Source organism: Sedimentitalea todarodis (genome assembly GCF_032595355.1).
Classification (GTDB): Bacteria; Pseudomonadota; Alphaproteobacteria; order Rhodobacterales; family Rhodobacteraceae; genus Sedimentitalea; species Sedimentitalea todarodis.
The window spans coordinates 267,614-292,589 of the sequence record NZ_JASMWN010000002.1 but is presented as its reverse complement, the minus strand read 5'-3'; the positions used below and the strand labels follow the sequence as shown (position 1 = coordinate 292,589).

Here is a 24,976-nt window from a genome sequence, read left to right as displayed (position 1 = left end):
CAACGCGACGGCTTTCTTGTTGGCCCGGTGCATCACCGGCCCTGACAGACCGAGACTCTCTGGCGTGACCCGAACCGATCTCGCACGGATTCTGCGCCATAGCTACGGCAAAGTTCGCGGCGGTGGCTTCTCTACAGCATCCCGGCGTCGGATCAAAGTCTATGCCTGGCCACCATCCAAGCCGCTATCGGCCTCAACCAACGACAACCCATGGTTGCCTTGGGTTCCGCCGGGTTTCATGTTCCAGGAAATTCAGGCCGAACGCAGGAGTACCTTGCTGGACCCGATCGCCTCGGCGATGCGGCTGTATTGCTGGGTTTTGCTCTCGGACCCGGAGGCGCTGCGCAGCAGGAGTGTCTCGGTGTTGCTGAGAATGGCGCTGGCCTGCTGGTTGACCTGTGGCAGTGATTGCGGAGCGACCGGCGTCAATGGGCGGGACGTTGCAACCTCCGGCGTCGTATCCGTTGCAGGTCGTTTTGCGCGACCGCGCGTCTGCGATGGATCGCGGTTCTGTCGCGCCAGGGTTTCAAGCTGATCGGAGGTATCTTTCAGGATATTTCGCACCTCGTCATAGACGGTGCCCTTCGGGATGTCGTCGGCGACTTTGCCAAGGCGTTCGGCCAGGCAATCGACCTTGTAGGAGTCGTTGCCAAGCTCCGCACAGAACTTCTGGGCCGCAGCGATGCCGCCGGTGACCACATCTGTGTAGTTGGCAGAGCCGAACCCTGCTGCCGGCAGGATAACGGTGTAGATCACGGGCGGAATTGCCTGTGCAAACGCGGGCAGGCCCGTTGCTGTAGCTGCGGTGAGGGTTGCGGCAATCCCCAATCTCCGAAAAGTACTCATGTTGAAACGGACTCCTGCAGTTAAATGACTTGTTTCGTGCGCCTTGCGTTGCCGGAGGCGGCATGGCGCGCTATCGTTGACACTATTCTAACAGGATTCGAGTGTGAGGGCATGGTCAAATTTTCAAGCATAGCAATTGCCGGTGTCATTGCAGCCGGACTCGCTGGGCATGCGCAGGCGCAGGCACAGGTTACTCCGGCGCCGCTGTCGCAGGCGCAGGCCCGTCTGGCCTGCGGAAACGGTATTGTTCTGGGCGCTGTGACGTTGCCGAACGGGTCAATAGAGGTGACGTGCGAAACACAAGCCTCTGCGAACGTTCCTGCCGCGCTCGGCGGGGCGCTGACGCCTGAAGCCGCCGCTGCGCTTGTCCTGACCGTAGTTGTGGTCGGAGCGCTAATCGGTGATGGTGGCGGATCGGATGTGACGACCACGACGGCACCAGCAGCACCACCGACCGAGAGCTCTGGCGAATAGCCTGACAGGATCAAATTCCATTCAGAAATCGATGGCGAGGCCCTTTTTTTCCCAGTCACCATAGCGGACGGGTTCCAACCCGTCGCGTCCGCCAAGCTCCGTTGGCAGCGGTGCGGCCTTGGCGGCCAACTTGCGGCGTTCTTCGGCCTCGGCGAGGGCACGCTGGGCTGCGGGCGGCAGGTCGGGGTTCGAATCGTCAGTCATCGCGGGTTCCTTTATGCCTGATGCGTGATATACGCCCGCGTCCGCGTCTGACAAGGGACGCGGCGGAATTGCGGGGATGAACCTATGGCGGAGAGCGGCCTGAGCGCAAGACGCAGCGCGGTGTATTTGCTGGATCAGGTGCTGGGCGAAGGTCGCCTGATGGCAGAGTGCCTGTCGGCGGGTTCGCTTGACCGGCTGGCCCCCGAAGATCGGGCAAGAGCGCAGCGACTCGCGCTGCAAACCCTGCGTGGTCTTGAGCGTGCGGATCGGCTCTTGCAGAAACATCTGCGCAAGAATCCTCCACTGATGGTGCGCAATGCGCTGCGGCTGGGCACGGTAGAGTTGTGCCAGGGCGAGGCGGCGCATGGCGTGGTCAATGCGATGGTGCAGATCGTCGGTGCGCACAAGCGGCATGGACAGCTCAAGGGCATGGTCAATGCAGTGCTGCGCAAGATTGCCGCAGATGGCCCGGAGGCCTGGACAAGACTGCGGGTGCCCCGTTTGCCGAAATGGCTGCGCGGTTCGCTGGTGTCGGCCTGGGGTGCAAAAGCCGTCGCGGCAATGGAGACGGCGCATTTTGCCGGTGCACCTCTGGACATCACCGGCAAACCGGGTGCCGATCTGACGGCGCTTGGCGGCGAGGTTGTGCCGACCGGATCCTTGCGGTTGGCGACGCCGGGGCAGGTGACCGCCCTGCCGGGGTATGCGGCGGGCGATTGGTGGATTCAGGATGCCGCGGCTGCGTTGCCAGCGTCGCTGCTTGCGGTTCAGCCTGGTGAACGGGTGCTGGATCTGTGTGCGGCTCCGGGGGGCAAGACGCTGCAACTGGCGGCGGCGGGCGCCGAGGTTGTCGCGGTGGACAGCTCCGAGCAACGGTTGAAGCGTCTGCATGAGAATCTGACCCGCACCGGATTGAAGGCTGACGTGCGGGTTGGTGATGCTCTGAAGCAAAGCGGGCGCTATGATGCCCTTCTGCTGGATGCGCCCTGTTCGGCGACGGGCACCATCCGGCGGCATCCGGACTTGCCCCACGCCAAGGATGGATCGGAGTTTGCGGCGCTGATCGGACTACAGGCCGAGATGCTGGCCCATGCCTGGACGCTGCTGCGCCCCGGCGGGCGGATGGTGTTCTGTACCTGCAGCCTGTTGCCAGACGAAGGCGAAGTGCAGGTGGAAGAGGCGCTGGCCGCACATGATGACATGCAGGCGGATCGCGCCGCCCTGTTGCGGCCCGGTATCGACCCGAACTGGATCACCGATGAAGGCGGTTTGCGCCTGAGGCCTGACTATTGGTCCTCACGGGGTGGCATGGACGGGTTTTACATGGCGGTCCTGCGCAAGGTTGGCAGCGCCCAGTCCCCTCGCATCGACAAAAAACTGTCTTAAGGCGCGAATACTGATAAGAGATCATGACAAAACGCTTTAAAACGCCGCAGAGCGTAGAGGCAGAGGCACGATGGCAGCCCCGCAGAGATTTGCAGCCCGGCGGGACCGGGCGCTGAACCGGTTGTACGCGCGGCTGGCGCGCCGGCATGAGCGCGCTCGCGGGTTCGTGTCACAACCAGAACCACGCACCATCGGGGGATTCGTCCGGGGCCGGCAACTGATGGCCGGGAACCTGCTGTTTGCGGGCTATCTGGTTGAGGCAAGAGGCCGTGACCTCTGGGCGTTGCGCGCACCGGATGCCGGTTTTGATGCAGAACGGCACGGGTTTGCCTGGCTTGATGATCTGGCTGCGGTGGGCGATGCCCCGGCCCGTGCACAGGCCCAGCGATGGGTCTGGAACTGGATTGCGCGGTTTGACGACGGGCGCGGGCCGGGATGGGTCCCGGACCTGGCAGGACGGCGCGTGATCCGCTGGATCAACCATGCCATTTTCCTGCTGCGTGGTCAGAACAGCGCCGAAAGCGAAGCGTTTTTTCGGACCCTGGCGCGGCAGAGCTGGTTTCTGTCCAAACGGTGGCACAGCGCGTCGCCGGGATTGCCGAGATTCGAGGCGCTGACCGGGTTGATCTATGCGGGATTGTCGCTGGAGGGCGAGGAGACGCTGGCCGACCCGGCAGTGCGGGCGTTGGCGCAGGAATGCGATACCCAGATCGACGAGCAAGGCGGTGTGCCGACCCGTAACCCGGAAGAGCTGCTGGAGGTGTTCACGCTGCTGACATGGGCTGCGTCTGCGCTTCATCAGGTTGGCCGTGGCGTACCGCCTGCCCATGCGAGGGCGATCGAGCGGATCGCACCAACCTTGCGCGCGTTGCGCCATGCGGACGGGGCGTTGGCGCGGTTTCACGGCGGCGGACGCGGGTTGGAGGGGCGGTTGGACCATGCATTGGCCGCGAGCCATGTAAAGCCTGCGCATGTTAACGGGTTGGCGATGGGCTATGCCCGGCTGTCGGCAGGGCGCACCAGCGTGATTGTCGATGCAGCCGTGCCACCGTCCGGAGATGCGTCGTTCAACGCCCATGCCTCGACGCTGGCGTTCGAACTGACGTCGGGCCGGCGGCCGTTGATCGTGAACAGTGGTTCCGGCGCGACCTTTGGCAGCCAGTGGCGGCGCGCCGGACGGGCCACCCCATCGCATTCGACGCTGGGTTTGACCGGTTACTCCAGCGCGCGATTGGCGCAAAAGGACAGCAAGACCGGGCTGGTGCCCCTGATCGAGGGACCGCAGCACGTGCCGATCGAGATGTCCGAGCGCGCGGATGGTGTTCAGTTTCAGGGCGGCCATGATGGGTATCTGGCGCAGTTCGGCCTGACCCATGCGCGGCGGCTGGATCTGAGCTTTGACGGGCGGCGACTATCCGGCGAAGACATGCTGCTGGCGATCGAAGACGCCCACAAGCGACGGTTTGATCAGGCAATGGACCGGACCAGGCTGACCGGGATCGGGTTTGACATCCGTCTGCATCTGCACCCGGACGTCGAGGCAAGGCTTGATCTGGCCGGGACCGCTGTGTCGCTCACCCTCAGGAGCGGCGAGGTCTGGATTTTTCGCCCCGAGGGCGGTGCGCACGTGTCGGTGGAGCCGGGCGTCTACCTGGAAAGCACCAGGCTGAAGCCACGTGAATCGCGGCAGATCGTAGTGACAGGTCAGGCGATGGAGCCGGCAACGCGGATACGTTGGACCCTGTCCAAGGCGCAGGACACGGCGATAGCGGTTCGGGATCTGCAGCGCGATGAGCCGGTTTTCGACCCATGACCGGCCCCGCGCCGACGGTTTCGTCGGCAGCGAAGTCGCGCGCGCGCAGAAACCTGTAGGCGCGGCAAAACGACGGTTCTATCCCGCCGGAAATTGGATTATGCCGCGCATAACAGCCATTGCATTCAGGATCTGTCATGACCGACCATCGCCCCATCCGCCGCGCCCTGCTCTCTGTTTCCGACAAATCGGGGCTTGTCGATCTGGGCAAGGCGCTGGTTGAGCGGGATGTCGAACTGCTGAGCACCGGTGGCACCGCACAGACGTTGCGGGACGCAGGACTTGAGGTGCTCGATGTTGCCGAGGTCACGGGGTTCCCCGAGATGATGGACGGGCGGGTCAAGACGCTGCACCCGATGGTGCATGGCGGGCTGCTGGCGCTGCGCGACAACCCGGCGCATGTGGCGGCGATGCAAGAGTATGTGATCAACCCGATCGACCTGTTGGTGGTGAACCTCTATCCGTTCGAGGCGACGGTCGCGGCAGGGGCGGATTACGCCACCTGCATCGAGAATATCGATATCGGTGGTCCTGCGATGATCCGCGCCGCGGCCAAGAACCATGCGTTTGTATCGGTGGTGGTCGATACCGACGATTACGATGCGCTGCTGGCGGATATGGATGCCAATGACGGGGCCACGAGCGACGATTTCCGCCGGACTTTGGCCCAGACCGCCTATGCCCGGACCGGGGCCTATGATGCGGCCGTCAGCAACTGGATGGCCGGGGCGATCGGGGTCGAGACTCCCCGCCGCCGCGTGGTCAAGGGCAAGCTGGCGCAATCCCTGCGTTATGGCGAAAACCCGCATCAGAAGGCCGCGTTCTACAAGGATGGATCGGACCGGCCCGGAGTCGCCAGCGCGACGCAGCATCAGGGCAAGGAACTGTCGTACAACAATATCAACGACACGGACGCCGCATTTGAACTGGTCAGCGAGTTCGCCCCGGAAGACGGTCCGGCCTGTGCGATCATCAAGCACGCCAACCCCTGTGGTGTGGCGCGTGGAGCGACGTTGAAAGACGCCTATATGCGCGCCTTTGACTGTGATCGAACAAGCGCGTTTGGCGGGATCATCGCGCTGAACCGGACCTTGGATGCGGCGACAGCGCGGGAAATCACCGGGATTTTCACCGAGGTGGTGATCGCCCCCGATGCCGATGATGCCGCGCGCGAGATATTTGCCGCCAAGAAGAACCTGCGGCTTCTGACCACCGGGTCGCTGGCTGATCCACGGGCGACTGCCCTGGCGTGGCGGCAGGTGTCTGGCGGGCTGCTGGTGCAGGACAAGGACACCGGGTCTATCAACCGGGATAACCTGAAGGTGGTCACCAAGCGGGTGCCGACCGACGCCGAACTGGAGGATCTGCTGTTTGCGTGGACGGTGGCCAAGCATGTGAAATCCAACGCCATCATCTATGTCAAGGACGGCGCGACCGTCGGGGTTGGCGCAGGACAGATGAGCCGGGTGGACAGCACTCGCATCGCCGCGCGCAAGGCTCAGGATATGGCCGACGCGCTGGAGCTGGATGCGCCGCTGACGCAAGGGTCGGTTGTCGCATCTGATGCGTTCTTTCCATTTGCCGACGGGTTGATCACAGCTGCCCAAGCCGGGGCAACGGCCTTGATCCAGCCCGGCGGGTCGATGCGCGATGATGACGTGATTGCTGCCGCGAACGAGGCCGGGCTTGCCATGGTGTTCACCGGCATGCGCCATTTTAGGCACTGACGCATGACGCAGCGATTGTTGATCGGTGCCGCTCTGCTGGCCTTTGCGGCCGACCAGATCAGCAAGTATGCGGTGGTGCATGCCATGGAATTGTCACGGCGGCTGGCGATCGATGTCTTGCCGCCACTGCTGAACTTCCGCTACGGCGAAAACACCGGCATCAATTTTGGCCTGTTCGAAGGCGAGTCCGACCTTGTCCGATGGGGCCTGATCGTGTTTTCCGTGGCCGTCGTGGCGGCCGTCTTGCTTTGGGTGCGGCGCACTCATCCGGGCAGCCGGATCATGCAGCTTTGTGCCGGTCTGCTGATCGGCGGTGCCCTTGGCAACGTTTTCGACCGGCTGGCCTATGGCTATGTGCTTGATTTTCTGAACATGTCATGTTGCGGCATCACCAATCCCTTTGTCTTCAACCTCGCGGATGTGTTCATCTTTGTCGGGGCCGTCGGACTGGTGCTGTTCGAGGGCAAAAGCGGGGACAAAACATCGCGTGACCCCGAGGGATGAATGGGTTAGATACCAGTGAAACAGGCAGGAGATGACCGGTGCGGATTGCGCAGGTTTTGATAATCGGGCTAAGCGTCGGCTTGGTGGGATGCGGCAACAAGCCGCTGCATGACATTCGGAGCAATTCCGACGGTCCCGATGAATTCATGGTGGTGCCGGTCAAACCGTTGACCGCGCCGCAGGATTATGACGTGCTGCCGGCTCCGACGCCGGGTGGCAGCAACCTCGTGGATCAGAACCCCGAAGGTGATGCGATCGCGGCGCTTGGCGGCCGACCTTCGGCGCTCGATGCGACCGGCGGAACGCCTGCTTCTGACGGTGCCCTGGTCGCCAGTGCAAGCCGATACGGCGTTCCGTCCAACACGCGCGAAGCGCTGGCACAGCAGGATGCGGAGTTCCGCAAACGCCAGGCCCGGTGGAGCGGCTTCAAACTGTTCCCTGTTGACCGATATAGCCAGGCGTATCGTCGGGAGGCCATTGATCCTTTCCCGGTCAATGAAGCGTTCCGTCAGTCTGGCCGAGATACGCCGACCGCCCCCCCCGCCGAATGAGCGCGGGTTCAGGTTAAATATTTGTAACTTCAAATATGCGTAGGTCGTCTTGAACCTCGCGGAACTGACCGTAGGTTGAGCCGCGTATCATGGAGGGTTTGCCCAATGGCGCGTGTTCTATCTGCTCTGGCTTCGGTGGCGGCCTTGTCCGCCTGGGGTGCCGGAGCGTCAGCCGCGGAAACGATCGAGGATACCGTCACCAGCTTCGAACTGGACAACGGTATGCAGGTGGTGGTGATCGAAGATCATCGCGCGCCGGTCCTGCAACAAATGGTCTGGTACAAGGCAGGGTCCGCCGACGAACCCGTTGGCGCATCCGGCGTTGCGCATTTTCTGGAGCATTTGCTTTTCAAAGGCACCGAAACGCTGGCGCCGGGCGAGTTTTCGGCGGTGGTTGCGGCCAATGGCGGCCAGGACAATGCCTTTACCAGCTATGACTACACCGCCTATTTCCAGCGTGTCGCGGCGGATCGGCTGGAACTGATGATGCAGATGGAATCCGACCGCATGACCAACCTGCAACTGGCAGAAGCGGACATCCTGACCGAGCGTGACGTGATCCTCGAAGAACGCAACATGCGCACTGAGAACAACCCCGGCGCCCTGTTCAACGAACAGATGAGCGCGGCGCAGTATCTGAACCATCGCTATGGCGTGCCGGTCATTGGGTGGAAGCACGAGATGGAAGAGCTGAGCCTTGAGGACGCGCTGTCCTTTTATCAGACCTATTATGCACCCAATAACGCGATACTGGTGGTCTCGGGCGATGCGGACCCGGACGAAGTAAAGCGTCTTGCCGAAACCTACTACGGGGTAATCCCGGCCAACCCCGACCTGCCCGAGCGTATCCGGTCGCAGGAACCGCCCCAAACCTCGGCGCGGCGGCTGACATTCAAGGACGCGCGGGTGGCTCAGCCCTATGTGTCCCGCTCTTACCTGGCACCCGAGCGCGATAGTGGTGAGCAGGAAAAAGCGGCGGCACTGGTGTTGCTTGCAGAGATACTGGGCAACGGCACGACGTCCTACCTGACTGAAAAGTTGCAGTTCGAACGGAAGCTGGCGGTCTACACCGGCGCGTTCTACAACGCAACGTCTCTGGATGACACCACGTTTGACCTGGTGATCGTGCCCAGCACCGGTGTGTCACTGGCAGACGCCGAAGCGGCGCTGGACGAGACCATCGTGGAATTCATGCGCGCTGGCGTCGATGAAGAACAACTTGACCGGATCAAGATGCAGCTTCGCGCCGCACAGATCTATTCCCGCGACAATGTGGATGGCATTGCCAATCGCTATGGGCGGGGTCTGGCCAGTGGGCTGACCATCGAGGATGTTCAGGCCTGGCCCGATATCCTGCAAGCGGTGAGTTCGGACGAGATCATGGCGGTGGCGCGCGAGCTCTTTCAACCCGAGGCGTCGGTGACCGGCTGGCTGATGAAGGATGACGAGGTGATACAATGACGCGTATGTTAGCAGCCCTGTTGACGCTGGTTCTGGCATTGCCCGCCTGGGCCGAGGTCAAGGTGCAGGACGTCACAAGCCCCGCCGGGATCAACGCCTGGCTCGTCGAGGACCACACCATACCGTTCACCGCGCTGGAAATCCGCTTTCGTGGGGGCACGTCGCTTGATCCAGCCGACAAGCGTGGAGCGGTCTACCTGATGACAGCATTGATCGAGGAAGGCGCTGGCGATCTGGATGCGCGTGCCCATGCGCGCGCGGTAGAGGCGCTTGCGGCTTCGTTCCGGTATGATGCAAGCGATGATGCGGTGTCCGTGTCGGCGCGTTTTCTCACCGAGAACCGCGATGAGGCTCTGACTCTGTTGGGCGATACCATCCATGAACCGCGATTTGACCCCGAGGCCATCGAACGGGTGCGGGCGCAGGTCATCGCAAGCCGTGAATCGGCGACCAAGGACCCTGACGATATCGCGCGTGCCGCGCTCAACAAGTTGATCTTTGGCGATCATCCCTATGGTTCCGACGGCGAGGGCACGGTGGAGTCGGTTGCGGCATTGACCCGCGAGGACATCCTGGCGGCTCATGCCGCTGTCTTTGCGCGCGATCGACTGTACGTGTCGGCAGTGGGCGATATCACGCCCGAGGAACTTGGCGCGATGCTGGACGATCTGCTGGCGGATTTGCCGGAAACCGGCGCGCCGCTTCCCGATCCCGCCGAGGTTACCATTCCCGGCGGTGTCAAAGTGGTCGATTTCGACACACCGCAATCGGTCGCGGTGTTCGGTCAGCGTGGGATAGAGCGCATGGACCCGGATTTCTTTGCCGCCTATGTGCTCAACGAAGTTTTGGGCAGCGGATCGTTCGAAAGCCGCCTGATGAAAGAGGTGCGCGAAAAACGCGGCCTGACCTACGGGGTCTATTCCTATCTGGCACCGCGCGATCTGGCAGCGGTGTATCTGGGCAGTGTTGCATCGGGCAATGATCGGGTTGCAGAAGCAATCAAGGTGATCCGGGAGGAATGGGCCAAGGCCGCAACCGACGGTATCAGCGCCGAGGAAGTCGAAGCCGCCAAGACCTATCTGACCGGCGCTTATCCCCTGCGGTTTGACGGCAATGGCCCCATTGCGCGGATCCTGACCGGTATGCAGATGCAAGGGCTGCCAATTGACTACATCGTCACCCGAAACGACAAGGTCAACGCCGTGACGGTCGAGGATGTAAACCGGGTTGCTGCCGAATTGCTGGACCCGGAGGGCTTGCAATTTGTTGTGGTCGGTCGCCCGGTCGGACTTGTTGAATCGGTGAATTGACGCACCGGACCCAGGCAACCATCCAGCGCAATCGCTGAATGGTTGCCTTGCATGCAATGCCCCGTCAGGCTGCGGCGGTGGCCTCGATTTCGAACATCAAGCCGGGGAGTGCCAGCCGGGTGACACCCAGCAACGTCATCGGCGGGGCGCATTGGTGTGCGCCAAATCGCAGTCCCAGAAGATCGAAGTGCCTGAGCGCCTCGCCCACGTCGGTTGCAAAGATACCAAGCCGAATGATGTTGCCAAGGCCCATGTCCGCGCCATCCAGAACCGCCTCGAGGTTGTCCAACGCCAGGCCGATCTGGCCGCGCATGTCGCCGGGATGCTGGGGATTGCCTGCGCCATCTACGGCCGTTTGTCCGGCACAGATCAACTGGCGCGATGTGCCGGTGACGATCTCGGCCTGATTGTAGCCAAGGTTCAGGGACCAATCCCAGGGGTTTACAGGGGTGCGTTGCATTGTCGGTGTTTCCTTATTGAACTGTTTGAATGGAACTGTCTGGAAATCGGATATGATAAATTGGTGCCAAATATTGTCACCGAATGTGCTAACGTATAGAAATGAATATTCGCCTTCGACATGATGCAATCATACGCAGCCTGCGCCGCAACGGCACGTCGACGATCGATGTGTTGGCCCAGGAGGTCGGCGCATCGCGTCGTACGGTCCTTCGCGATATCTGCGCCCTGCGCGATGAAGGCTTTGTCATCCATGCCGAAAGCGGGCGCGGTGGCGGGGTGCAGCTAGACCCGCAATCGGTGCAAACCAATGCGCGGCTGTCCGTTGCCGAAGTGTTCGCACTTCTTATCAGCGTTGCCGCCATGCGTGCGGCTCAGAGCCTACCGTTTTCCGATCTTGCAGATGCAGGGCTTGCAAAGATCGAGAAGGCCCTGCCTTCGGACAAAGTGCGTGATTTGCGCCGCTTCCTCGATTGCCTGCATATCGGCCATCTGTCACCACAACAGGACACATCGGATCTCAGGCCGATTGATACCGCGCTGCTGCCCGCATTCGAAACAGCGTTTATCCAGCGTTTGCACCTTCGGTTTCAATATCGCGATGCGAAAGGCGTTGACACCCGTCGCGAGGTCGAGCCGCAAGCGATGCTGATCCTGGCACCGGTGTGGTATCTGGTTGCATGGGATCCGGCACGCGATGACTTTCGTCATTTTCGTATGGATCGGATCAGCAAACCGGTCATCATCCAAGGCCCGCCGTTCCGGCGACGTCATGTGCCGTTCGAAGACGATGTTTGCCCTTTCAATGATCCGCCACGCTGACGTCGCGGGCATCGGCCTTCGCGCCTCGTTCTTCTTGGTCACTCGCCGTAAGGCACCCAAACCGTCTTGACCTCGGTCGACTGTGCCAGGAAGCGCCCGGTCTGCGCGCTGAACCAATCAGTTGCGCGACCGTTGTTGACCCATGTGCGTTTGAGGTTTCCAGCACTGGCGCGTTCGATCTCTGCCGACAGATCGCTTGATGAAAAGCTCCACACCGCATCCACATTCAAGTGCCCGGCCATGGTCGGCGCAAGGTCAGCGTGCCGCCCGGTGAGGATGTTGACGACACCGCCGGGTACGTCTGACGTATCGAGCACCTGGTAGAAATCGGTCGCGGCCAGCGGGTAGGGTTCGCTTGCTGCTAGCACCACGCGGTTGCCCATCGCTATGGCCGGAGCCATGACCGAAACCAGCCCCAGGAGCGGCGCTTCGTCGGCACATAGGGCCGCGATCACGCCAACGGGTTCCTTCATCGCAAGTGCCACGCCCCGGATCGGCACGGATTGGGTCTGGCCGTCGAATTTGTCAGCCCAGGCCGCCGCCGAGAACAGACGCTGGATGCTCGCGTCGACCTCTTTTGCGCCCTGTCGCCCACTCGTCATGGCATTGATCCGATGGGCGAATTCATCCGCACGGGCCGATAGATTCTCAGCAATGTAATACAGGATTTGCGCGCGCAAATGGGCCGTGGTTCCGGCCCAACCCGCTGCCGCCTGCGCCGCCTCGACCGCGTTGCGCACATCCTTGCGGCTGCCAAGGCCGACATGGCCAAGCGGCGTGCCGGATTTGCCAAAGATGGGCTGCGAATAGCCACTGTCCGGGCGCGCCTGTTTGCCCCCGACATACATCTTGGCGGTGCGGTTGACAGGGTCGGAAGGGGCACCCTGGCCGGTTGGCGGGTCAAGTCGCACAAGAGCCCTGGTTTTCCTCTTTGGCCTGGTATAGGCGCGCAGCCCCTCCCAGCCGCCTTCCCGGCCAAACCCGCTCTCGCGCACTCCGCCAAAGGGGGCTGCGGCATCGAACAGGTTGGTCGCGTTCACCCAGACCACCCCGGCCGTCAGCTTTGGCGCGATATCCAGCGCCAGATTGACATTTTCGGTCCACACCGTCGCGGCCAGCCCATAACGCGTGTTGTTGGCGATGGCGACGGCCTCATCGGGCGTGCGAAACGTGGTGGCGACCAGCACCGGGCCAAATATCTCTTCCTGCATCAGCGCGTCTGATGGCGTCAGCCCGGTGATCAGCGTCGGAGGATAGAAACACCCCTCTGCCGGCATCTCAATGGCGGCAACATGGCGCGTGCCTGCGGAATTCGCATCGACCATACGGGTGATCGCCGCATGTTGAACAGGGTCCACCACCGCGCCGATATCAATGCACTTGTCCAACGGATCGCCAACCCGCAACGTGTCCATCCGTGCGGTGAGCCGTGTATGAAAGGCCTCTGCAATGCTCTCCTGAACCAACAGACGCGATCCGGCGCAACAGACCTGACCCTGGTTGAACCAGATCGCATCGACCAACCCTTCGACCGCGCTGTCCAGATCGGCATCGTCAAACACGATGTAGGGACTCTTGCCGCCCAGTTCGAGGGTCAGCGCCTTGCCTGACCCGGCTGTTGCCTCGCGGATACGTCGTCCGACCGTGGTGGATCCGGTAAAGGCGATCTTGTCGACATCGGCGGCGACCAGCATTTCGCCGACCGCGCCGTCACCTGTGACGATATTGACGACGCCCGAGGGAACCCCGGCCTGCTGGCAGATCTCGGCAAACAACAGCGCCGTCAGCGAGGTGTATTCGGCCGGTTTCAGAACCACCGTATTGCCCATGGCCAGCGCCGGCGCGATTTTCCAGGCCAGCATCAGGAGCGGGAAATTCCAGGGAATTATCTGCCCGCAGACGCCCAACGGATCGGCATCTGGTAGCGCCTCTTCCATCAGCTGCGCCATGCCGGCGTGGTAATAGAAATGCCGTTGCGCCAGCGGAATGTCGATGTCACGGCTTTCGCGGATCGGTTTGCCGTTGTCGAGCGTTTCCAGCACCGCAAACAGCCGCGCATGTTTCTGCAACAGCCGTGCAATCGCATACAGAACACGCGCGCGCCCCGGCCCGCCCAGCCCAGCCCATTTGCCCTGTGCTTTGCGTGCGGCGGCAACGGCAGCTTCCACATCGGCCTGCGTCGCCTGCGTCAGCCCGGCCAGATGCGCGCCCGTCGCCGGATTGCGACTGTCGAACCCGGAGGCTGGCGACGTAAAGGATCCGTCGATGAAATGCCCGAACCGGCTATCGTGCCCGGCCAGCCACGCCCGCGCTTCGGCGGCGCTTTCCGGGGCCGGCCCGTACTCCATGGTCTCGAATATCTCCTTGACGGTCATCGTTTCACCTTTGTCCAAATACTCAACGGCGCGACACGGGCCAGGGGCGGCTCAGCCGATGGCATGGCGATAACCGGCAGAGTATGCGCCGGTCACATGATGTTCCAACTGGCGCTCGATATCGCCCAGAAGCGAACTGGCCCCGAACCGGAACAGGTCGGGCTGCAACCACCGATCACCCAACTCGTCTTTCATCAGCGACAGGTACACCAGCGCATCCTTTGCCTTGGATATCCCACCTGCCGGCTTGTAGCCCACGCGGTAACCGGTCCGCTGGTAATAGTCGCGGATCGCGCGGATCATCACCAGGGATACCGGCAGGGTGGCATTGACACTTTCCTTGCCGGTCGAGGTCTTGATGAAATCCGCCCCCGCCATCATGCAGACAAGGCTGGCACGGCCGACGTTGCGCAGGGTGCCCAGTTCGCCCGTGGCCAGGATCGCTTTGACATGGGCGTCACCACAGGCCTCGCGAAAGGTCTTCATCTCGTCATAGAGCGCCTGCCAGTTCCCTGACAACACCTGACGCCGCGAGATCACGATGTCGATTTCCTGCGCACCGGCGGCAACGCTCTCGCCGATCTCGGCGATGCGGAGGTGGAACGGCGACAACCCGGCGGGAAATCCGGTACTGACAGCGGCAACCGGAATACCTGTGCCTGCCAGCGCCTGTACGGCCGGCGCGATCATATCGTGATAGACACAGACGGCACCAGTGGTAAGCCCTTGCATCCCAAGCGCATCCAGCAGATCGGCGCGCACCGGTTGGCGCGCCTTGGCACAAAGCCGCTGCACCCGGCCCACGGTATCGTCGCCGGCCAGTGTGGTCAGATCGATGCAGGTAACCGCACGCAAGAGCCAGGCGGCCTGATGGTCCTTTTTCAACGAACGCCGCCCCGGCAGCGAGGAGGCGCGGCGTTCGATCGCCGACGTGTTCGCCTGCACCGCGCGCACCCATTGCATATCCAGATCCATCCCCGGATTGCGCGGTTCGGCCACCAATGGCAGGAGCGAACTGTGCGGCATCGTTTCGGTCTGCATTTGGTCCCCAGTTCAATTCAGATCGCAGGGTGGCATGGGGCCGCGTACTTGGCAAGCTGGCGGGCAACTCTGCCACAGACGCGCGGGCGTTTGGCATCGCCGCCATCGTCCCATACCGGCCGATGTCGCGGCCTGATCTACCCCGGTAACACGAATATCAGGCGCGTGAAGGGCCAAGCAACGTGGCGTTCCCCCCGCTTTTCAACCGGAATCCTACTTTTAGTTGCAAATAATTCGCAATAGCATTGACTTGGTTGCGAACCACTCTCATATTCGTGGGGACTTGTCCTTATGGGAAGACTCCGATGATGCTGCGTCGTTCATTGCTGATTGCCTCTTTGGTTGCCCTCGCGCTGCCGCTGGCCGGGCGTGCCATGGCTGAACCGTCGCTGACGGTGGTTGCGACAACGGGCATGATCGCGGATGCCGCCCGACAGGTGGGTGGTGATCTGGTCGATGTTCGGGCGCTGATGGGGCCGGGCGTTGATCCGCATTCCTACAGGCAGACCCGAACCGATATCGTCGCGATGACCCGCGCCGATCTGGTTCTGTGGCACGGGCTCTATCTCGAGGCGCAGATGGAAGATTTCTTTCAGGATCTGTCGCGCAAGCGCAACGTGGTGGCGGTTGCCGATGGTTTGCCGCACGCGGTCTTGCGCAGCCATGACAGTTATGACGACAAATTTGACCCGCATGTGTGGATGTCACCCGAATTGTGGAAGTTGGTGGTCGAACAGGTAGAGGCCGCTCTGACCGCGACCCGACCCGACGCCGCCGACGTGTTTGCCGCCAATGCCGCCGAGCATCTGGCAGAACTGGATGCCCTGTCGGCCTATGCCGCCGAGAGCATGGCAGCCGTGCCAGAGGACAACCGTGTGCTGCTGACGGCGCATGACGCCTTTGGCTACTTCGGAGACAGCTATGATGTCGAGGTTCTGGGGATTCAGGGCATTTCGACCGAGAGCGAGGCGGGTCTGAACCGGATCAGTGCGCTTGTGGATATGCTGGTCGAGCGCGAGATTACTGCCGTGTTCGTGGAAAGCTCGGTCTCGGATCGCAACATGCGGGCCTTGGTCGAGGGCGCGGCGGCGCGTGGCCACGAGGTGCTGATTGGTGGTGAACTCTATAGTGATGCGATGGGCCCTGACGGCACCTATGAAGGCACCTATGTTGGCATGATCGACCATAACGTGACGGTGATTGCCGCCGCATTGGGTGCGGTCGTGCCGCCGCGCGGCATGTCCGGCCAGCTATCGGCGGGGTTTTGAAATGAGCATTGCGCTGATCGCATCGGAAGGCACGATTGCCAACCGACAGCCGCAGGTCGACAGCCCGCTCGCGATCCGGGGGTTGACCGTGTCCTATGGACAGAAGCCCGCGGTGTTTTCGGTCGACATGACCGTGCAGCCGGGCGCGATGACGGCGGTAATCGGGCCGAACGGGGCGGGCAAATCGACCCTGCTCAAGGCCGCGTTGGGGATCGTCAAGCCGTTGTCCGGGCAGGTTCAGGTGTTTGGTGCGCCGCTGGATCGCCAGCGTGCGCGGATTGCCTATGTACCGCAACGTGCCAGCATCGACTGGGATTTCCCGACCCGCGTGATCGACGTGGTGCTGATGGGGCTCTATCGCCAACTGGGCCTGTTGGGTCGGGTGCGCGCTGTGCACAGGGCACGGGCGCTGGAGTGCCTCGATCGCGTGGGCATGCGCGATTTCGCAGAGCGCCAGATCGGCCAGCTCTCCGGTGGTCAGCAACAGCGGGTGTTCCTTGCCCGTGCGCTGGCCCAGGATGCGGATCTCTATCTGTTGGATGAACCCTTCGCCGGGGTCGACGCGGCAACTGAAAAAGCCATTATCGGCGTGTTGAAATCACTGCGCGCCGAAGGGCGGACAGTTGTCGTCGTGCATCACGACCTTGCCACCGTGCGGGATTATTTCGACAACGTGTTCCTGATCAATACCAGCAAGGTGGCCGAAGGCCCGGTGGCAACGACATTCACAGCCGAGACGCTGCAGGCGACCTATGGCGGGCGTTTGGCGACGGCACAGGTCGATCAACTGGCCGCGGCGGCGTTGGCCTGATCCATGCTCGGCGACGCGCTGCTGCTGCAACTGGGCTATAACGCCACCCTTGTCGCCATTGGCGCGACCCTGCTGGGCATTGCCGCAGGCAGTACCGGAACATTCCTGTTTCTGCGCAAACGCGCGCTGGTCAGCGACGCGATCAGCCATGCCACGCTGCCCGGAGTGTGCCTTGCGTTCATCGTCATGGTGATGCTGGGAGGCGACGGACGCAATCTGGTGGGGTTGCTTCTCGGGTCTGCGATTTCGGCCTGGATCGGGCTTGTGTGTCTCAGCTGGCTGGTGCGACACACGCGGTTGGCCGAAGACGCGGCCATCGGGGCGGTTCTGTCGGTGTTCTTTGGGTTCGGCATTGTGCTCTTGACCGTGATCCAGACGATGGGGTCGGGGCGGCAGGCAGGGCTCGAAGGCTTTCTGCTCGGTTCCACTGCCGGAATGCTCTGGGCCGATGCAATGGTGATTGCCATTGGCGGGGCGGTGACGCTGGCGCTGATCCTCTTGCTGCGACGACCGATGACGCTGGTGGCGTTTGATCCCGAATATGCGCAGGCGCGCGGGCTGCCGGTGGCGCGCATTGATCTGGCGATGATGGGCCTGGTGATGGCAGTGACGGTGGTCGGCCTCAAGATCGTCGGTCTGATCCTGATCGTGGCACTGTTGATTATCCCCCCGGTTACCGCGCGGTTCTGGACCGAACGCAGCGACCAGGTGGTGCTGCTCGCCGGTATCGTCGGCGGGCTGTCGGGCTTCGTCGGGGCGGCGGTCTCGGCGTCGGCGCCGAACCTGCCGACGGGTCCGATCATCGTGTTGGTCAGCTTTGGCTGTTTCACGGTTTCACTGCTTCTGGCACCGGGGCGCGGTGCGCTGGCGGCGTTGCTGCGGCATCTGCGGTTTCAAAAGCGGGTGCACCTGCGCCAGGGTCTGTTGGCGCTGGCGCAGGGTCAACCGATTTACGAAGCTCTGACGTTGCGCCTGCTCCGGCGCGCCGGGCTGGCGCGTGCGGACGGCGTGGCGACCGATATGGGCCGTGCGCGCGCCGCCAAGGCATTGCGCGACGAGCGGCGCTGGCAAGTGGTGCGGTCGGATCAGGCGCATGAAGCCGCAGCGGCGCTCTATGACGGTCTGCGCGATATCGAAACGGTTTTGACCCGCGACCAGATCGCCGAGGTCGACAGGGCCATCGGCAGCCCGGAAGGGGTGCCGGCATGAACGGGGCAGAGTTCGTTCCCTTGTCGTTGCCGCCGTTGCTGATCGGCATTTTTGCGGCGATTGCCTGTGCGCTGCCGGGAAACTTCCTGGTGTTGCGACGCCAGGCGCTGATCGGAGATGCGATCAGCCATGTGGTGCTGCCGGGCATCGTGGTGGCGTTTCTGGCGACCGGGATGATTGCTGCCTGGCCAATGATGCTGGGCGCGGCGGGGGCGGCCGTGATTGCCGTCGTCCTGATCGAGCTGATCCGCCGTCTGGGCCGGATCGAGCCAGGCGCGGCGATGGGCGTGGTGTTCACCAGCATGTTCGCGGCAGGTGTGCTGCTGCTCGAGCAATCAGACACATCGGCGGTGCATCTGGACGTCGAACATGCGCTGTATGGCAACCTGGAGAGCCTGATCTGGCTGGATGCCACCGGGTGGGGATCATTGCTGGATATCGAGGCGCTGCGTGGAATGCCGGCAGAGTTGCCACGGATGGCGATAACGCTTGTGGGTGTGGCGGTGTTCACGCTGCTGTTCTGGCGGTCGCTGAAGCTCTCGACCTTTGACGAGGGCTTTGCCCGGACGCTGGGCATTCGTACCGACCTTTTGAGCTTTGCGCTGGTTATCACGGCGGCTGTCGCAGCGGTTGCGGCGTTTGACGCGGTCGGCTCGATCATCGTGATTGCAATGTTCATCTGCCCGCCTGCAGCCGCGCGGCTGATGACCAATCGGCTCGAACATCAGGTGGCATGGAGCGTGGTCTTCGCCATTGCATCGGCGGTGATCGGCTATGTGGCAGCAGGCTACGGTCCGCTCTGGCTGGGTGCGCAGGATGCGGTCAGCGCGGCCGGGATGATCGCCACGGTTTCTGGTCTGATCCTGGCGCTCACGGCGCGGTTCGGACCCTGCCGCCACCGCAGCGGTGCGCCACAGCAGGGCTAGAGTTCTACGATTTCGGCGCGCGTCGCTTGGGTGGCTTGTCACCGCCGCGTGCCTTGGCCGCAGCCGCGCGGGCCTTGTTCTTCTTGCTGTTTGCCTTGCCGACGGGCGGTGCCTTGCCCGGCTCAGCTGTGCGCGATTTGCGTTTGCCTGCCAGCGGTTTGCCATGAGGCCTGTAGGGTTGCGAGGTGTCCTTGGCCTTTGGGTCACGCGGCGGGCTTGCAGGTTTCGCAGCGCCCTTGGCTTTTGCGGTCGGCTTCGGTTTTTTGACGCGCGGTGTCGGGGCGTCGTTCCAGTCGATCGGCGTCGAATCCGTCTTGGCGGCTGGCTTGGCCGGTGCGGGTGCAGGAGTCGGCGCGGGTGCTGGCGCAGGGGTCGGTGTGGGTGTCGGCTCAACCGGGGCCGCCCCGCGATGCGGTTTGGGCTTGTGGCCCGACGGCTTGCCGCCGTAGGGCTTGCGGTCGCTCGATTTGCCGCCGGGGCGGGACGAGCCGCCCAGATCCGGGGCCTTGTCCAGACGCGTGACTTTGGCATCGCCCTCGACTGTCATGTTCGGGCCAAGTGTCGCGGCAAAGCTGTCTGCGCTGGCCGACCGGATTTCCACGTAGCTCTCGTTGTATTGAATGCGGATCGCCCCGATGTCGTCCTTGGTGATGCCTCCGGCCTTGCACAGGATGGGCAGCAGGCGTCGGGTTTCGACGCCGGCCTTCTTGCCACCCGAAACCGAGAACCAGACGCTGGGCCCAAAGGGCGCGCGCGGTTCGGGTTTGCCGGCCGGGCCGGGTGCGGACAGTTCTTCGGGTGCGGAATGGCGGCTTTCATAGAGCGCGACGTAGGCGGTGGCGATCTGTTCGGCGCTGAAACGGGCCACCAACGCCGTCGCGGCGTCAGAAGGAGCCACGGCGTCCTGCCACACCGGATCGGCCAGCATACGGTCGCCATCGCGCGCGCGCACCTCGTCGGCAGAGGGCGCTTCACCCCATTCGGCGGTCAGCTTGGCAAAGCGCAACAGGCGTTCACATTTCTTGCGCGCGGCGGGGGGCACGATCAGCGCGCTGACGCCTTTGCGCCCGGCACGCCCGGTGCGGCCCGAGCGGTGCAGCAGCGTTTCATGGCTGTTGGGCAGTTCCGCATGAACGACAAGATCAAGGCTGGGCAGGTCGATGCCGCGCGCGGCGACATCGGTGGCGACACAGATGCGTGCACGTCCGTCACGCATGGCTTGCAGCGCGTGGGTGCGTTCGGCTTGCGACAGCTCGCCCGACAGGGCCACGACGGAAAAGCCGCGATTGGAGAGCCGCGTTGTCAGCCGGTTCACCATTGCGCGCGTATTGGCAAAGACCAGTGCGTTGGGCGCTTCGTAGTAGCGCAGCACGTTGATGATCGCGTTCTCGGTATCGCGCGCGGCGACAGAGAGAGCACGGTATTCGATATCCGCGTGTTGTCGGGTTTCCGCTGCCGTGGAGATACGAACCGCATCGGTCTGGTACTTGCCCGCAAGGTTGGCAATGCCGCGCGGCACGGTGGCCGAGAACATCAGGGTGCGGCGGGATTCGGGCGCGCTGGCGAGGATGAATTCGAGATCGTCCTGAAAGCCGAGGTCGAGCATTTCATCCGCCTCGTCCAGCACGATGGCACGCAGGGCGTTCATGTCGATGCTGCCCCGCATGATGTGGTCGCGCAGACGGCCCGGCGTGGCCACGACGATATGTGCCCCGCGCGCAAGCGTGCGGCGTTCGTCGCGCATGTCCATCCCGCCGACGCAAGAGGCCAGTTGCGCCCCGGCCTTGGCATAGAGCCAGCCGAGTTCGCGTTTGACCTGAAGCGCCAGTTCGCGGGTCGGGGCGATGATCAGGGCCAGAGGCGCGGCCGCGTTGTCAAAGCGATCCGCAGCACCAAGAATGGTTTCGGCGATCGCGAGGCCAAAGCCGACCGTCTTGCCCGATCCGGTCTGCGCCGAGACCAGCAGGTCGGAATGTCCGAGTTCGGGGTCGGTCACAGCCTCTTGAACCTGAGTCAGGCTGTCATAGCCCTGTTGGCTCAGCGCATCTGCGATAGTTTGTTTCACGGGGCCGCCTCTAGCATGGACGCGCGGGATCGCGCGCGGGGATCAAGCGCTGCCACCTAGACCTTTGGTGGGGCAATGTATAGCACTATGTGCCCCAGCCGCCGCCTCCGGGCGTGAACATGCCAAACCTCGCATCTACGGGCAGGTCAATCTCGTCGTTGCCCTTGAGATCAACGCGGCTGCCGTCGGGCATTTCGGCCCAGTTGACCCCGACCGCGCCGGGCGCGCCGCCATCGACGCCAAATGGCGGGATTTCGCGGTGCGAACACAGGGTGGTGACGGTGACCGGCGACAGGAACCGTAACAGGCGTGTGGCGCCATTCCCGCCGCTCCAGTGTCCCCTGCCGCCCGAGCCGTGGCGAATACCGAACTCTTCGAGCCGCACTGGGAAACGTTTCTCCAATATTTCCGGATCAGTCATCCGGGTATTGGTCATATGGGTCTGGATCGCGTCGCAGCCATCAAATCCCGGACCGGCCCCGGTGCCACCGGCAATGGTCTCGTAATTCTGAAACGCGTCGTTGCCCCAGACAAAATTGTTCATCGTCGCCTGACTGCCCGCAATCACGTGTAGCGCCCCATAGAGCGCGTTGCACATTGCCTGGCTGACCTCGGTGTTGCCCGCAATCACTGCCGCCGGATAGGCCGGGTTCAGCATCGACCCTTCGGGTGCGATGATCTTAAGCGGATGCAGGCACCCCTCGTTCAGAGGAATGTTCTCTCCGACCAGCGTGCGGAAGACATAGAGCACCACCGCCCGGCAGATCGAGAACGGTGCGTTGTAGTTGCCCGTGTGTTGCGGCGAGGTGCCGGTAAAGTCGATCACGGCCTCGCGAGCGTCGCTGTCCACGGTGACCGCGACTTCGATCTTGGCCCCGTGATCCATCGGATAGCTGAACCGACCACCGGGCAGCTTGCCCAGCACGCGGCGCACGCTTTCTTCGGCATTGTCCTGTACGTGGCCCATATAGGCGGTCACCACATCCAGCCCATAGCGTTCTGCCACCTTGAGCAGCGCCTGCCGCCCGGTTTCATTGGCCGCCACCTGCGCCTGAAGATCGGCCATGTTCTGCGCGATATTGCGGCAGGGGTAGCGGCCAGAGCCGAGCACCTGTTCGGCTGTCTTGCGTTGAAAGGTGCCCCGCGAAACGAGGCGTACATTGTCGATCAGGACGCCTTCTTCGTCGATATGGGTGCTGTCGGGCGGCGCGCTGCCGGGGGTGCGGCCGCCGATATCGGCATGGTGGCCACGACTGCCGAGCCAGAAAACCGCTGTGCCGTTGGAAAAGACCGGGGTGATCACCGTGACATCGGGCAGATGGGTGCCGCCGTTATAGGGCGAATTCAGCATGAAGGCGTCGCCCTCGTGAATATCGCCCGCATTCTCGCGCATCACGGTTTTGACGCTGTCGGACATCGAGCCAAGATGCACCGGCACATGCGGTGCATTGGCCACCAGATCGCCATTCACGTCAAAGATCGCACAGGAGAAATCGAGCCGCTCCTTGATGTTGACCGACCAGGACGTGTTGGCAAGCGTTGCACCCATCTGATCGGCAACCGACATGAAGAGGTTGCCCATGACTTCGAGCAGGACCGGGTCGGCCTCGGTCCCGGCGGCGCGGGAATGGATCTTGGCGCTGGTGCGATCCAGGATCAGGTTGCCCATGTCGTCCAGCCGCGCGGCCCAGCCGGGTTCGACGATGTTGGTGCCCGTTGCCTCTGTAATGACGGCGGGGCCTTTGATATGGACGTCGCGGGGAAGGGTTTCGCGCCCAAAGAGCGGAACGGTCTGCCACGTGCCGTCGCAATGAAACGGAATGTGCGCGCGCGGCGCGGGGTCGTCGCCAAAAGGCACCGGTGCCGGGGCCTGTCCGGTGTCACCGATTGCCTCGGCGGCGACCATTTCAAACAGGATCGCCCGGTCGGGTGAGATAAAACCAAACCGGCTCCTGTGGGCGTCTTCAAACGCGGCCTGCATGGCGTTGGTGTCGCCGAACGGAACCTCAAGAGCCTGATGCGAGCCATCATAGCGCAGATGCGCGCGGCATTCGGTACGGATTTGCGCCGCCCCCTGATCGCTGACTTCGGCAGTGGCGTCGGTTTCGATCGCCGTTAGCGCGGCACGGGCGGCTTCGATATCGGCGAGCGGCGCATCGACCTGTACCTCGCGCAGGGCGCGGATTTCGGCAAGGCCCATGCCATAGGCCGACAAGACACCGGCATAGGGATGGATGAAGACCCGAGACATGCCGAGAGCGTCGGCAACAAGGCAGGCATGCTGACCACCCGCACCGCCGAAACACTGCAGCGCATATCCGGTCACATCATGCCCCCGCTGGACGCTGATCTTCTTGATCGCGTTGGCCATGTTATCGACCGCGATGTGCAGAAAGCCGGTGGCGATGTCTTCGGGCAGGCGGGGCGCTTCGCCGGTTTCATCGGCAACGTCCTGCGCGAGGGCCGCAAATCTGGCGCGGACCGTGTCGGCATCCAGCGGCAGATCGCCGTCAGGGCCAAAGACATGGGGAAAGTGATCGGGATTCAGCTTGCCCAACATGACATTGCAATCGGTCACGGTCAGCGGGCCGCCACGCCGATAGCAGGCCGGGCCGGGATCCGCGCCGGCGCTTTCCGGTCCGACCTGAAACCGCCCCTGGGAGAAGCTGCAGATTGAGCCACCGCCGGCGGCAACGGTATGGATATCCATCATCGGCGCACGCATGCGCACGCCTGCGACCTCGGTTTCAAAGGAGCGCTCGAAGGTGCCGGCATAGTGGCTGACATCGGTCGAGGTGCCGCCCATATCAAAGCCGATCAGGTGGTCATGGCCCGCCGCTTCGCCCGTCTTGACCATGCCGACAATGCCGCCTGCTGGTCCGGAAAGGATCGCATCCTTGCCCTGAAACAGCCGCGCATCGGTAAGGCCGCCGCTGGACTGCATGAACAGCAGCCGGTCACAGGCGCGCCCCATGTCGAGCGCATCGGCGACCTGATCCACATAGCGGCGCAGGATCGGAGACAGATAGGCGTCAACGACCGTCGTATCACCACGCCCGACCAGCTTGGCCAGCTTGCTGACTTCGTGACTGGTCGATATCTGGGTAAAGCCAATCGCGCGGGCCATTTCTGCGACGCGCTGTTCGTGCACGGGGTTCAGATAGGCATGAAGCCCGGCAATGGCGACCGCGCGCAGACCGGCATCATAGGCCGTTTGCAAGGCGGCTCCTGCGGCGTCCTCGTCCAGGCGGCGGATCACATTGCCTTCGGCGTCCAGCCGTTCGTCCATCTCTGCAACCCTGTCATAGAGAAGTTCCGGGCGGACGATATGCAGATCGAACAGTCGTGGCCGGGTCTGGTAACCGATCTGAAGCAGGTCGCGAAACCCCTTGGTGATCAGAAGAAGCACCGCTTCGCCCTTGCGTTCCAATAGCGCGTTGGTTGCAACGGTCGTGCCCATCTTGACCGCGCCGATAGCGCCGTCCGGAAACGCGCCATCGATCTCCATCATGTCCCGAATGCCCTGAACGGCGGCATCGGCATAGCGCTCCGGGTTTTCCGAGAGTAGCTTGTGTGTGACGAGTGTGCCATCAGGCTTGCGTGCCACCACATCGGTAAAGGTGCCGCCCCGGTCGATCCAGAATTCCCACTGCCCGCTCATCTCTGCCCTCGCCCTTGCCTGTGGTGCAGCCTTTGCCGGGTGCTGCGGATTTGTCAACGAACG

General features: G+C 62.9%; 20 protein-coding genes. 13 read left to right on the top strand and 7 right to left on the bottom strand.

Annotation, left to right across the window (positions count from 1 at the left end):
- Positions 1-252 precede the first annotated feature (252 nt).
- The gene (locus tag QO231_RS04130; protein ID WP_316773595.1) at positions 253-846 is read right to left on the bottom strand and encodes a hypothetical protein; all 594 of its coding nucleotides are present in this window, start codon (positions 844-846) and stop codon (positions 253-255) included.
- Between the two features lie 111 nt (positions 847-957).
- On the opposite strand from QO231_RS04130, the gene QO231_RS04125 reads away from it, so the two are divergent.
- Positions 958-1,320 carry a hypothetical protein gene (locus QO231_RS04125; protein WP_316773593.1) on the top strand — a complete coding sequence of 121 codons (363 nt, stop codon included), beginning with the start codon at positions 958-960 and terminating at the stop codon, positions 1,318-1,320.
- A 21-nt stretch (positions 1,321-1,341) separates the two neighbouring features.
- Here QO231_RS04125 and QO231_RS04120 read toward each other — a convergent pair whose 3' ends face one another.
- The gene (locus QO231_RS04120) at positions 1,342-1,524 is read right to left on the bottom strand and encodes a DUF1674 domain-containing protein (RefSeq protein ID WP_316773590.1); all 183 of its coding nucleotides are present in this window, start codon (positions 1,522-1,524) and stop codon (positions 1,342-1,344) included.
- Between the two features lie 84 nt (positions 1,525-1,608).
- On the opposite strand from QO231_RS04120, the gene QO231_RS04115 reads away from it, so the two are divergent.
- From QO231_RS04115 to QO231_RS04085, 7 genes are all read left to right on the top strand, one after another.
- Entirely contained in the window at positions 1,609-2,910 is a 1,302-nt protein-coding gene (locus tag QO231_RS04115) for an RsmB/NOP family class I SAM-dependent RNA methyltransferase (RefSeq protein WP_316773588.1), read from the top strand.
- 70 nt (positions 2,911-2,980) lie between these two features.
- The gene (locus QO231_RS04110; protein WP_316773587.1) at positions 2,981-4,723 is read left to right on the top strand and encodes a heparinase II/III family protein; all 1,743 of its coding nucleotides are present in this window, start codon (positions 2,981-2,983) and stop codon (positions 4,721-4,723) included.
- A 137-nt stretch (positions 4,724-4,860) separates the two neighbouring features.
- On the top strand, positions 4,861-6,450 hold the full coding sequence (gene purH, locus QO231_RS04105; RefSeq protein WP_316773586.1) for a bifunctional phosphoribosylaminoimidazolecarboxamide formyltransferase/IMP cyclohydrolase: 1,590 nt from the start codon (positions 4,861-4,863) through the stop codon (positions 6,448-6,450).
- A 3-nt stretch (positions 6,451-6,453) separates the two neighbouring features.
- On the top strand, positions 6,454-6,954 hold the full coding sequence (gene lspA, locus QO231_RS04100; RefSeq protein WP_316773584.1) for a signal peptidase II: 501 nt from the start codon (positions 6,454-6,456) through the stop codon (positions 6,952-6,954).
- 38 nt (positions 6,955-6,992) lie between these two features.
- Entirely contained in the window at positions 6,993-7,505 is a 513-nt protein-coding gene (locus QO231_RS04095; protein WP_316773582.1) for a DUF3035 domain-containing protein, read from the top strand.
- A 105-nt stretch (positions 7,506-7,610) separates the two neighbouring features.
- Complete coding sequence (locus QO231_RS04090) at positions 7,611-8,966, top strand: M16 family metallopeptidase (RefSeq protein ID WP_316773581.1); 1,356 nt, start codon at positions 7,611-7,613, stop codon at positions 8,964-8,966.
- Positions 8,963-10,276, top strand: a complete 1,314-nt coding sequence (locus QO231_RS04085; protein ID WP_316773579.1) for a M16 family metallopeptidase — start codon at positions 8,963-8,965, stop codon at positions 10,274-10,276. Before QO231_RS04090 ends, QO231_RS04085 begins: the two co-directional genes overlap by 4 nt.
- A 64-nt stretch (positions 10,277-10,340) precedes the next feature.
- Here QO231_RS04085 and QO231_RS04080 read toward each other — a convergent pair whose 3' ends face one another.
- Positions 10,341-10,736 (bottom strand): RidA family protein, encoded by a 396-nt coding sequence (locus QO231_RS04080; RefSeq protein ID WP_316773578.1) that lies wholly within the window; start codon positions 10,734-10,736, stop codon positions 10,341-10,343.
- A gap of 101 nt (positions 10,737-10,837) precedes the next feature.
- Here QO231_RS04080 and QO231_RS04075 point away from each other — a divergent pair, with 101 nt between their 5' ends.
- Positions 10,838-11,557: a helix-turn-helix transcriptional regulator gene (locus tag QO231_RS04075; RefSeq protein ID WP_316773576.1), complete on the top strand. Its 720-nt coding sequence runs from the start codon at positions 10,838-10,840 to the stop codon at positions 11,555-11,557.
- Between the two features lie 38 nt (positions 11,558-11,595).
- On the opposite strand, the gene QO231_RS04070 is transcribed toward QO231_RS04075, so the two are convergent.
- Together QO231_RS04070 and deoC are read right to left on the bottom strand one after the other, a co-directional pair.
- Positions 11,596-13,932, bottom strand: a complete 2,337-nt coding sequence (locus QO231_RS04070) for an aldehyde dehydrogenase family protein (RefSeq protein ID WP_316773574.1) — start codon at positions 13,930-13,932, stop codon at positions 11,596-11,598.
- 51 nt (positions 13,933-13,983) lie between these two features.
- Entirely contained in the window at positions 13,984-14,973 is a 990-nt protein-coding gene (gene deoC / locus QO231_RS04065) for a deoxyribose-phosphate aldolase (protein WP_316773573.1), read from the bottom strand.
- A gap of 308 nt (positions 14,974-15,281) precedes the next feature.
- Here deoC and QO231_RS04060 point away from each other — a divergent pair, with 308 nt between their 5' ends.
- Genes QO231_RS04060 through QO231_RS04045 form a run of 4 tightly spaced genes read left to right on the top strand, consistent with a single transcriptional unit; the run spans position 15,282 to position 19,187 of the window.
- Entirely contained in the window at positions 15,282-16,241 is a 960-nt protein-coding gene (locus tag QO231_RS04060; RefSeq protein ID WP_316773856.1) for a metal ABC transporter solute-binding protein, Zn/Mn family, read from the top strand.
- Position 16,242: 1 nt separating this feature from the next.
- Positions 16,243-17,052, top strand: coding sequence for a metal ABC transporter ATP-binding protein (locus QO231_RS04055; RefSeq protein ID WP_316773572.1), 810 nt, complete (start codon positions 16,243-16,245; stop codon positions 17,050-17,052).
- Between the two features lie 3 nt (positions 17,053-17,055).
- The gene (locus QO231_RS04050) at positions 17,056-18,261 is read left to right on the top strand and encodes a metal ABC transporter permease (protein ID WP_316773570.1); all 1,206 of its coding nucleotides are present in this window, start codon (positions 17,056-17,058) and stop codon (positions 18,259-18,261) included.
- Positions 18,258-19,187 (top strand): metal ABC transporter permease, encoded by a 930-nt coding sequence (locus tag QO231_RS04045; RefSeq protein ID WP_316773568.1) that lies wholly within the window; start codon positions 18,258-18,260, stop codon positions 19,185-19,187. The genes QO231_RS04050 and QO231_RS04045 overlap by 4 nt, the downstream gene beginning before the upstream one ends.
- 4 nt (positions 19,188-19,191) lie before the next feature.
- Here QO231_RS04045 and QO231_RS04040 read toward each other — a convergent pair whose 3' ends face one another.
- Both QO231_RS04040 and QO231_RS04035 read right to left on the bottom strand, forming a co-directional pair.
- Positions 19,192-21,252 (bottom strand): DEAD/DEAH box helicase, encoded by a 2,061-nt coding sequence (locus QO231_RS04040; protein ID WP_316773566.1) that lies wholly within the window; start codon positions 21,250-21,252, stop codon positions 19,192-19,194.
- An 85-nt stretch (positions 21,253-21,337) separates the two neighbouring features.
- A complete protein-coding gene (locus QO231_RS04035) occupies positions 21,338-24,913 on the bottom strand; it encodes a hydantoinase B/oxoprolinase family protein (protein WP_316773564.1) in 3,576 nt (1,191 codons plus the stop codon).
- Positions 24,914-24,976: the final 63 nt, after the last annotated feature.

Excerpts from the sequence above, each read along its gene's own strand:
- QO231_RS04060 (WP_316773856.1), top strand. The coding sequence starts at position 15,282 with ATGCTGCGTCGTTCATTGCTGATTGCCTCTTTGGTTGCCCTCGCGCTG.
- QO231_RS04075 (WP_316773576.1), top strand. The coding sequence starts at position 10,838 with ATGAATATTCGCCTTCGACATGATGCAATCATACGCAGCCTGCGCCGC.
- QO231_RS04090 (WP_316773581.1), top strand. The coding sequence starts at position 7,611 with ATGGCGCGTGTTCTATCTGCTCTGGCTTCGGTGGCGGCCTTGTCCGCC.
- QO231_RS04080 (WP_316773578.1), bottom strand. The coding sequence starts at position 10,736 with ATGCAACGCACCCCTGTAAACCCCTGGGATTGGTCCCTGAACCTTGGC.
- QO231_RS04110 (WP_316773587.1), top strand. The coding sequence starts at position 2,981 with ATGGCAGCCCCGCAGAGATTTGCAGCCCGGCGGGACCGGGCGCTGAAC.
- QO231_RS04045 (WP_316773568.1), top strand. The coding sequence starts at position 18,258 with ATGAACGGGGCAGAGTTCGTTCCCTTGTCGTTGCCGCCGTTGCTGATC.
- QO231_RS04050 (WP_316773570.1), top strand. The coding sequence starts at position 17,056 with ATGCTCGGCGACGCGCTGCTGCTGCAACTGGGCTATAACGCCACCCTT.
- purH (WP_316773586.1), top strand. The coding sequence starts at position 4,861 with ATGACCGACCATCGCCCCATCCGCCGCGCCCTGCTCTCTGTTTCCGAC.
- QO231_RS04055 (WP_316773572.1), top strand. The coding sequence starts at position 16,243 with ATGAGCATTGCGCTGATCGCATCGGAAGGCACGATTGCCAACCGACAG.
- QO231_RS04130 (WP_316773595.1), bottom strand. The coding sequence starts at position 846 with ATGAGTACTTTTCGGAGATTGGGGATTGCCGCAACCCTCACCGCAGCT.
- deoC (WP_316773573.1), bottom strand. The coding sequence starts at position 14,973 with ATGCAGACCGAAACGATGCCGCACAGTTCGCTCCTGCCATTGGTGGCC.
- QO231_RS04035 (WP_316773564.1), bottom strand. The coding sequence starts at position 24,913 with ATGAGCGGGCAGTGGGAATTCTGGATCGACCGGGGCGGCACCTTTACC.
- lspA (WP_316773584.1), top strand. The coding sequence starts at position 6,454 with ATGACGCAGCGATTGTTGATCGGTGCCGCTCTGCTGGCCTTTGCGGCC.
- QO231_RS04120 (WP_316773590.1), bottom strand. The coding sequence starts at position 1,524 with ATGACTGACGATTCGAACCCCGACCTGCCGCCCGCAGCCCAGCGTGCC.
- QO231_RS04125 (WP_316773593.1), top strand. The coding sequence starts at position 958 with ATGGTCAAATTTTCAAGCATAGCAATTGCCGGTGTCATTGCAGCCGGA.
- QO231_RS04115 (WP_316773588.1), top strand. The coding sequence starts at position 1,609 with ATGGCGGAGAGCGGCCTGAGCGCAAGACGCAGCGCGGTGTATTTGCTG.
- QO231_RS04085 (WP_316773579.1), top strand. The coding sequence starts at position 8,963 with ATGACGCGTATGTTAGCAGCCCTGTTGACGCTGGTTCTGGCATTGCCC.
- QO231_RS04070 (WP_316773574.1), bottom strand. The coding sequence starts at position 13,932 with ATGACCGTCAAGGAGATATTCGAGACCATGGAGTACGGGCCGGCCCCG.